Below are 7,509 nucleotides of genomic sequence, written 5' to 3'. Positions count from 1 at the left end.
ATTTAATGACGATCCCTAGGTTGTTGTCCCGCGGAGCGCCGGCAGCGCACGACTGACGGCGGACGGGCGGTGCCGTCCTTTGCGGACTGAGTCCATGACCGAGTCCATGACCGACCGGCGGTACGCCTCCCGTGGGCGGGGGTCCGCTCGGCTCGGCGGTCGTGCGCGTCTCGCGGTGCACGGGAGGCGCTTTCGGGTGGTACGTCCGAACTCCGGCGACCCGGCGTCGGATATCATTCAAGGGTACTGTCAGGGGTGCTGTCGATTCGCCGGGGAGAGGCTTTTTACTACCTTGTTTACCAGGATGGTCATTGCTTGTGAAGGAAGGCGGGGAAGACCTGACCCGACCAGCGATTCCGGGACGCGGGGGTAGTGGTGGTCACCGTACTTCCCCGCCATTCTCCCTATGTCGGCCTCACGCCCTTTCAGGAGACCGACGCCGAATTTTTCTTCGGGCGCCGCGCCGCGCGCACGCCCTGCTCGCGAAATGGCTTGAAAGTCGGCTGGTCGTCCTGCACGGGCCGGCCGGGGTCGGAAAAACGTCGTTGTTGCGGGCCGGCGTGCTGCCGAATCTGGTCTCGACGGACGCCGACGTGCTGCCGGTCGGTCGACTGGGCCCACCGGTCGGTCCGGACGCGGACGAGGGCCTGGTCCGCTCGACCAGAAATCCCTACCTGGAGTCGTTGCTGCGATGTTGGGCGGGCGACTCCGACACCTGGTCGCTGGTGGACGCCATCCAGAGCAAGCGGCACGGTAACGGCGCCGCCGGTCGTGACCGTCAACTCGGCTCCGCGCGGCCGATCCTGGCCGCTGTGGACCAGTTCGAGGACTTCTTCGTACCCCACTCGCCGTATCTGGACCCGTTGCGCACCCAGTTCGTCGAAGTTCTCGGTGAGGCCGTGGCCGCCCTCCCGGACCTGCACCTGTTGCTGGTGATCCGGCGTAACCACCGGGCCGCGCTCGCGCCCTACGAGGACACCCTCGCCGGTGGCTCGACGATCGCCAGGGTCGCCGTCGGACCGTTGGACCGGCGCTCGGCAACTGCGGCGCTGACCGAACCGTTGCGGGCGGCGGGCCGACGCCTCCCGCCGGGTGTCGCCCAGGCCTGCGTCGACGACCTTGTCACCAGCCGTGTGGTGGACGTTACCGGGACGGAGTCCGTTCTGGTCGCCAGCACGGTGCAGCCGGCGTACCTCCAGCTCGTGGCGACGGCCATCTGGCGCTTCCCGCTCGTCACCGCCGGACCCGCCACCGAACCCGCCGCCACCGAACCCGTCACCGGCGCCCAGCTGGCGGAGACCGGTGATGCGAGCATGATCCTCGGGGCGTATCTGACCCAGGCGATCGTGGCCGTGGCCCGGGAACACGACCTCGACGATGGGGAGGTGCGCACCTGGCTGACCCGGACCTTCATCACCGAACGCGGCCGGCGGGGGCCGTCGACGAGGGCATCGAGACGACCGCTGGGATGCCCACCGCCCTCCTCGACGCACTGGTCGAGCGCTATGTCCTCGCCAGTGAATGGCGTTCGGGTTCCCGGCGGTTCGAGCTTTTCGACGATCGCCTTATCCCGCCGCTGCAGGAGGCCTTCCCGGACTGGTCCGTCGCGGGACGCTTGGCTGGTGCGGCTGGTGCGGCCGATTTCCTCCAGGCCGCGCTGGTGAGCTTCGCCGACGGCGATGTCGTGGCCGCGCGCGGCCATGTCGACGAGGCGTTGCTCCGCAGCCCGGACGGCTCCCGGACGACGGCCCGGACATTGGCCCTGCGGGCCGAGCTCGATGAGGCGCAGGCCCGGCCCGAGCAGGCGGAGCAGGGGTACCGTGAGGCCGCCGAACTCTACGAATCGCTGTCCGACACCGAGGGTTCGGGCCGTGTCCTGGCCGCCATCGGCCGGCTCCTGCTGCGCGGCGGTCAGTACGGCCGGGCCATCGAAGATTTTCAGGCCGCTTCCGCGCGGCTGCCGGCCGACTCCGGCGTCCAGGCCGACCTCGCCCGGGCGCTGTGGTACTCCGGCCAGCCCTGGGCGGCTGCCGCCATCTTCTCGATCGTGCTGACGATCGCTCCGGAATCGGAGGCCGCCCTTGCCGGGCGGGGACAGCTGCGGGTGGAACTGGGGGACGACGTTTCGGTGTTGGAGGATCTCGAGCGGGTGACACGGCTGGCTCCCGACGTCGCCGGCGTCACGGAAGTGCGGGCGACCCGCGCCCTGGCGCTGGCCCGGCTCGGCCGATCGAGGGAGGCATCCGACGAGACCGCGGCGGTCCTGGACGCGGCGCCGGACAGCGGCCCGGCCCTGTGGCGTGCCGCCGGTGTGGCGCGTGCCGCCGGCGAGGACACTCGAGCGGACGATCTGCTGCGGCGCGCGCTCGACGCACGCGATCCGGCGCTGCTCCCGCATCAACAGGAGCAGGTGCTCCGCTCGCTGCGCCGCTCGGGGGCCATGGCCTGACACCGGTATCGCAGCAGCGCGGCTGGGAGGTTGATCCAGGATGGCTCTACATCGCCAGGCGAGTGATGATCGGGCGGAGCGGACGGTCGACGTACGGCCGCACCTGGTCCCGTCGGGCGAGGAAGTCGTGGTCCCGCGATTCCGGATACCGCAGGAGTCGATTGCGCCGGAGACGGTCTACCAGATCGTCCACGACGAGCTGATGCTCGACGGCAACGCGCGGCTGAACATGGCCACGTTCGTGACCACCTGGATGGACCCATACGCCGACCGGTTGATGGCCGAGTGCGCCCCGAAGAACATGATCGACAAGGATGGGTAGCCGCAGACGGCGGCGCTGGAGGAACGGCGAGTCATCGTTCCACCACTGAGCCGGGTGCCGGGCGCGGGGGCGGGGGTGGGGGCGAACCTGCCGAAGACGACCGAGTGCCCGAGGGGAGTCAGTGTGCACTCGACCCGCGGGGGTACCTCCACAGCGGGGTACCTCCACCGGGGTGGGGATGCCGTCGCGTTCCAGGCCGCGCAGGGACTCGATGAGCACCTTGGGCGTGATGCCACGCAGCGGCACCTGGAGCTCGGAGAAGCGCCGATGGCCGCCGAGGAATTTCTGTCGGTGCCGGGGTCCAAGGTGATGTGGCACGGTCCGCCTGATACGGGTCCGCACGATACGAAGGAGCACATCATGCCTACTCGAGAGACCGCCCCGGCCGGAGCGCCCTGCTGGGTCGACCTGATGACCTCCGACCCGGCCCGGGCTCGGACGTTTTACAGCGAGCTGTTCGGCTGGACGGCGGAGGATCCCGCTGAGGAGTTCGGCGGGTACTTCACCTTCACGAAGGACGGTGTCCAGGTCGCCGGCTGTATGCCCGCGCAGGACGAGGCCGTCCCGAATGGCTGGTCGGTCTACCTGGCCACGCCGGATGCCGAGAAGACCGTCGCCGCCGCTGTGGACCACGGGGGTCAGGTGATCGTCCCGGCGATGGCCGTCGAAGAGCTCGGCGTCATGGCCGTCGTGACCGATGCCGCCGGCGCGGCGATCGGCATGTGGCAGCCGGGGCTGCACCGTGGTTTCGGGGTGCTTGCCGAGCCGGGCGCCCCCGGCTGGTTCGAGCTGCACACCCGCGACTACGCTGCGGCCGTCGGCTTCTACCGGGACGTGTTCGGCTGGGACGTTCACGTCGTCAGCGACACCCCGGAGTTCCGCTACACGACCTTCGGCAAGGACGAGGGCGCGCTCGCCGGCATCATGGACGCGGCGGGCTTCCTGGCCGAGGGCGTCCCGGCGCACTGGTCGGTGTATTTCGCCGTGCAGGACACCGACGCGGCGCTCGCGAAGACCGCCGAACTCGGCGGGTCGGTGGTGCTGCCCGCGGAGGACACCCCCTACGGCCGCCTCGCGGTCGCCGCCGACCCGACCGGCGCCGTGTTCAAGCTGGTCGGCCCGGCCAAGTCTGAGCCCGCCGCCGCGAGCTGACCCGCCCGGCCCGGTTCCCGCCGCGGATGTGCCTGAGGCGCAGCACTATCGTTGCGGGAACCGAGGGCTGGCCCGTTACCGTCGGCGCCGTCGGCCAGTGACCATCCTGGCCCGGGGGGCGAGGGATCCGGCCCGGCTCAGGTGGGACCCGGCTCAAGCCGCCACCGGCGGCTGGGCGCGCAACAGGCGGGCGAGGACGGACCCGGCGTGGCGGATGCCCGCGTCGTCCACGTCGAGGTGGGTGACGATCCGCAGCGTGGTCGGCCCGGTCGCCCCGACCAGCACGCCCTGCTCGGCGGCGCGCGCCGCGACGGCCCCGGCGTCGGTGACCTGGACCAGCACCATGTTGGTCTCCACCGCCTTCAGGTCGACGCGGCCGGGTGCGGCGTCGGCCAGCAGCGCGGCGAGTTCGGCGGCGCGTCGATGGTCCTCCGCGAGCCGGTCGACGTGGTGGTGCAGCGCGTGCAGGCCGGCCGCGGCCAACACGCCGGCCTGGCGCATCCCGCCGCCGAGCCGCCGGCGCCACTCCCGGACGGTGCCGACGCGGCCGGCATCACAGACGACCAGGGAGCCGACCGGCGCGCCCAGCCCCTTGGACAGGCACACCGACAGGGTCGTGAAGGCGGCTGCGAGGCGACGCGGCGGGACGGCGCTCGCGACCGCGGCGTTCCACAGCCGCGCGCCGTCGCAGTGCAGCGCCACGTCGGCGGAGTCGGCGATGGTGCGGAACTCCGCCAGCCGGCCGAGCGACCAGACCCGGCCGCCGGAGCGGGCATGGGTGTTCTCCACGGCCAGCACGCTGGTCCTGACCATGCTGTAGTTGCCGGTGACGCTGTGCGCGCGGATCGCGGCGGCCACGTCCGCCAGGTCCGCCGCCGCGGTGAGGCCGGGCAGGGTGCGGGTCTGCACCCCGCCGAGCTCGTAGGTGACGATGTGGGCCTCGGTGTCGGTGATGATCTCGGTGCCGACCGGTGCGCTGGACCGCAACGCGACGAAGTTGCCCATGGTCCCGCTCAGCACGAACACGGCGGCCTCGTGGCCGAGCAGGTCCGCGGTGTACTACTCCAGCGCGCGGACGGACGGATCCTCGCCGTAGTGGTCGTCGCCCACCTCGGCTGACGCCATGGCCCGGCGCATCGCCGCGGTCGGCCGGGTCACGGTGTCGCTGCGCAGGTCCACGGGCCCGGCTGGGCGCAGCGGTGCCGGCCGGTTCGCCACCCGCGGCCGACTGGACACGGCCGGTTCGTCGTTGATCCTCGGAGAGCCGTCACCTGTGGCATCGGAGGTCATGTCTTGTGATGGTAGCTATCTGCACCAGGGCGTTCCGGGCTATTGGCGGTCCGTTGGTGAGCGTGCGAGCCCGGGTGTACGCTCCGGCGGGTACTCGGCGAACGGGTGCGCGACCTGCTGCTGCTTCGCCCTCGGCATTCCTCAGCCCGGCGGTGTCTGCCCAGCCTAACACGGAGGCAGAGGGATCCGCAGTTCTTACATGACCGGTGATGAATGCAGGTAAGTGAGATCGGAAGCGAGGCCATTCGTCTGCCAGATTCCCGGCGCAACAGGTCGTGGCGAGACAAGGTGACGTCGATGCCAATCGAGATAGGTTACACGAGGCAGGGCGGCGGTGGTGGGTAGAAGAAGGTTATTAGCAAGTGGTGGACGACCAAACGCTGCAGCCGTCCCTGGGTCCTCGTCCATGGCTTTGGCGAGAGCCGGGCTCACCTGGATTGTAAGGTCGTCGGTGAGGTAGAGCAGACCGGCATCAAAGGCGGCATCGTGGTTGGGGCAGGCAGCGAGACCGTTGGTGACGTCGAGACGTTCCCGGTTGGTACAGGTCCGCCATGGCTTGATGTGTGAGGCGCGGAGAAGGCGTCGCCGCAGGAGATCGCCACTGGGGGTGAGGCCGCAGAACACGCAGTGTTGGCCACAGTTGGCTAGCACCTCGCGGGCGAAGCGATGTTGACCGACGCGGGCGGCGCCGATTAATACCCTGGTAGTGATCGGATCTACGGGATGTTCGGTGGAATCTCCAGGATGTGATGTGGTGAAGGCGTCCTGGATGTCGGTGTCGGCTAGATCATCCTGCCCAAGTAGAAGCAGGGGGTCGTCGCCGAGGCCGAGGAAGTCGGGCAGATCGGTGGCGGTGACCCCGGCGGCGCTTCCCGCGGCGAGGATCATCGTGTAGATGGCGGAGAGGCGGTTCGGGTCGTTGAGCAGAATGGCGGCGGTCTCGACTTCATGGCGTGCACCGTTCGGCCGGGAGCCGTCGAGGTTCGCCATCTTTGCAAGGATCGAAGCGGGTGTGCGGCGGAACAGTCGTGCAAGCTCGGGCACTGGTGATGGCGCTTTATGGCTCGTCGACCCCCCGTAGTGACGGTGGTTGACGTTCAAGGAGGCGGCTAGGCAGAGAAGCGTCTCGACGGGAGTGAACGTCTCCTGGCGAGCTTTCACCTCGGATGAGCGCGGCATGCGGGCCAGCACCCGGGCCCATTGGCGGTCGGCAGCTCCTGAGGTGATGCCTATGTAGTCCCCGAGATCAGGCATTAGGTTATCTTAAGCGTCGATGTCGGAAGAGTCTACATGGGTGCCGATTATGGAGGGTCGTGATGTCTCCGTGTCGTGGACGGGTTGCCTGAAGACTGTAGCGTCCAGGTCAGGGCATCCGGGCTGCCGAGCGGCCGAGCTGCTGCCCCACCTCCAGCGGGAACGGGACCGGATCGCCACGGCCATCGATGACCTCGCCACCGCCCGCATCTTGCTGGAAGCCGTCATCGCCGCCACTCCGGCGGTCGGAGCGGTCGCCGGGGTGTGCGACACGTCCGACGGCGAGGACCGGGTGTTCACCACTGCCGCACGCTGATCCGTACTCACGGCCGCCGTATGCCGACCCGGATCCCACGGCCGGCGCCCGCCGACCGTCGGCGACAGGCGAAGAAGAAACCCTCCACCCCGACACCGAGCACCTGGTTGCCGAACAGCCGGTGGAGGTCGAGTAGTTTCTCGGTTACCTGCTCGGCGGACCCGGCGAGCGCGGAACCGTTCTCGATGAAATCCTCGAGCGAGTCGAACGGGAAGTGGTTCTGCCGGGCCACCGGGAGGTCCCGGAACGCGGCGAAGGCGGGACGGGCGGGTTCGAGGGTATCCTGGGAACGGTCGGTGATATCGGTCCGCCGGAAACCGTTGGCCGAGTGGAGCGGATCCGCCCACCTCGCGGGCAGGCCGGTGGACCGCTCACAGAACGCTGAACCGGGTCAGACCTGTGGAGCGGGCTGCTGGAATGGCCGTGCCCTGGTGGTCGCCTCCCACCTCCAAGAAGTGCGTCGAGGCCGGCCGTCGAGCTCACTCCGGCCGGTGCACCACAGCAGCACCTAAGCCGGGTCTCCGTCCGGTGCATCGGGGAACAGACGGCGAAGCACCCGTATGCCCAGGAGCGCTGGGAACCGCCAAGAGACCGTCAGCCCCGCGGCGATGTCCCAGGTATGGAGGAGGGTGTCGGCGACGCCCATCACCGCGAAGCCCTCGGGATCGCATGGCCCCCAATGCCAGGCCTGCGTTGCGGGGTCGGCGGTGGCCAGCGCGCTGCTGA

General features: G+C 69.6%; 7 protein-coding genes and 2 pseudogenes. 5 read left to right on the top strand and 4 right to left on the bottom strand.

The genetic code is table 11. The annotated features are described in order from the left end of the window. Positions 1 to 131: 131 nt before the first annotated feature. The 4 genes from AC08OJ_RS13930 (at position 132) to AC08OJ_RS13915 (ending at position 3,923) form a co-directional block, all read left to right on the top strand. The gene (locus AC08OJ_RS13930; RefSeq protein ID WP_476594761.1) at positions 132 to 1,664 is read left to right on the top strand and encodes an nSTAND1 domain-containing NTPase; all 1,533 of its coding nucleotides are present in this window, start codon (positions 132 to 134) and stop codon (positions 1,662 to 1,664) included. Continuing rightward, positions 1,661 to 2,449 carry a tetratricopeptide repeat protein gene (locus AC08OJ_RS13925; RefSeq protein WP_476595934.1) on the top strand — a complete coding sequence of 263 codons (789 nt, stop codon included), beginning with the start codon at positions 1,661 to 1,663 and terminating at the stop codon, positions 2,447 to 2,449. Before AC08OJ_RS13930 ends, AC08OJ_RS13925 begins: the two co-directional genes overlap by 4 nt. Before the next feature lie 40 nt (positions 2,450 to 2,489). Then, entirely contained in the window at positions 2,490 to 2,771 is a 282-nt protein-coding gene (locus tag AC08OJ_RS13920; protein ID WP_476595933.1) for a hypothetical protein, read from the top strand. A gap of 360 nt (positions 2,772 to 3,131) precedes the next feature. Further along, on the top strand, positions 3,132 to 3,923 hold the full coding sequence (locus tag AC08OJ_RS13915; RefSeq protein ID WP_476595932.1) for a VOC family protein: 792 nt from the start codon (positions 3,132 to 3,134) through the stop codon (positions 3,921 to 3,923). A 153-nt stretch (positions 3,924 to 4,076) separates the two neighbouring features. On the opposite strand, the pseudogene AC08OJ_RS13910 reads toward AC08OJ_RS13915, so the two are convergent. Further along, a pseudogene (locus tag AC08OJ_RS13910) lies at positions 4,077 to 5,213 on the bottom strand (GntG family PLP-dependent aldolase). Between the two features lie 195 nt (positions 5,214 to 5,408). Next, positions 5,409 to 6,467 carry an HNH endonuclease gene (locus AC08OJ_RS13905; RefSeq protein WP_476595931.1) on the bottom strand — a complete coding sequence of 353 codons (1,059 nt, stop codon included), beginning with the start codon at positions 6,465 to 6,467 and terminating at the stop codon, positions 5,409 to 5,411. A 70-nt stretch (positions 6,468 to 6,537) separates the two neighbouring features. On the opposite strand from AC08OJ_RS13905, the gene AC08OJ_RS13900 reads away from it, so the two are divergent. Beyond that, the gene (locus AC08OJ_RS13900) at positions 6,538 to 6,783 is read left to right on the top strand and encodes a hypothetical protein (protein WP_476595930.1); all 246 of its coding nucleotides are present in this window, start codon (positions 6,538 to 6,540) and stop codon (positions 6,781 to 6,783) included. A gap of 7 nt (positions 6,784 to 6,790) precedes the next feature. On the opposite strand, the gene AC08OJ_RS13895 is transcribed toward AC08OJ_RS13900, so the two are convergent. Both AC08OJ_RS13895 and AC08OJ_RS13890 read right to left on the bottom strand, forming a co-directional pair. Beyond that, positions 6,791 to 7,015, bottom strand: coding sequence for a hypothetical protein (locus tag AC08OJ_RS13895; protein ID WP_476593636.1), 225 nt, complete (start codon positions 7,013 to 7,015; stop codon positions 6,791 to 6,793). Between the two features lie 276 nt (positions 7,016 to 7,291). After that, positions 7,292 to 7,509, bottom strand: a pseudogene (locus AC08OJ_RS13890) (hypothetical protein); the annotation flags it as partial.

The organism is Frankia sp. CgKIO3 (assembly GCF_977946435.1).
The sequence above is the reverse complement of the archived record's forward strand: the minus strand, read 5'-3'. Positions and strand labels throughout refer to the sequence as shown.

Bases quoted from the DNA above. Each gene is read 5' to 3' on its own strand.
- AC08OJ_RS13905 (WP_476595931.1), bottom strand. From the start codon at position 6,467: ATGCCTGATCTCGGGGACTACATAGGCATCACCTCAGGAGCTGCCGAC.
- AC08OJ_RS13920 (WP_476595933.1), top strand. From the start codon at position 2,490: ATGGCTCTACATCGCCAGGCGAGTGATGATCGGGCGGAGCGGACGGTC.
- AC08OJ_RS13915 (WP_476595932.1), top strand. From the start codon at position 3,132: ATGCCTACTCGAGAGACCGCCCCGGCCGGAGCGCCCTGCTGGGTCGAC.